The organism is uncultured Jannaschia sp. (assembly GCF_947494055.1).
Taxonomy (GTDB): Bacteria; Pseudomonadota; Alphaproteobacteria; order Rhodobacterales; family Rhodobacteraceae; genus Jannaschia.
Genome location: NZ_CANLTR010000181.1, coordinates 1 through 486, shown reverse-complemented (window position 1 = coordinate 486; position 486 = coordinate 1). Strand labels below are relative to the sequence as shown.

1 protein-coding gene is annotated in these 486 nt (G+C 64.6%); it reads left to right on the top strand.

From position 1 onward, the window contains the following. Nucleotides 1-227: 227 nt before the first annotated feature. A partial coding sequence (locus Q1A87_RS23755; RefSeq protein ID WP_299657348.1) for a nitroreductase family protein occupies nucleotides 228-486 on the top strand: 259 nt, incomplete at its 3' end.

Here is a 486-nt window from a genome sequence, read left to right as displayed (position 1 = left end):
TCGAGGAGCGCGAGGAAGTCGTGACCGACACCGTGCGCAAGACCGAGGTGGACATCGACAAGAGCGACGTCGACAAAGCCTAGGACGTCCCAGGATCACGCTTAAAGTCGGCGGGCTTACCGACCCGCCGGCTTCCCGCTGCGGCTCCCGGCGCTTCAAGCCCGATAGTCTTGCAGATATCAGTGTCCCGGACTGCTTCTTCTGCCAACACGGTGCAGGAGGTGGACATGAAGATGACACAGGACCATCGGACCGCGCTCGACGACATCCTGCGCTGGCGCCGTGACGTTCGCCACTTCCGGTCCGATCCGATCGACTCTTCCGTGCTGCAGCGCCTGCGACAGCACATGGATCGCGCGCCATCCGTCGGGAACGCGCGCCCTTGGCGCGTGGTGCAAGTCGAGAGCGCCCTGGCGCGAACCCGGATCATTGAAGTTTTCGAGCGGTGCAACGCGGAGGCTGCGCAGGCCTACGAGGGTGCGAGCC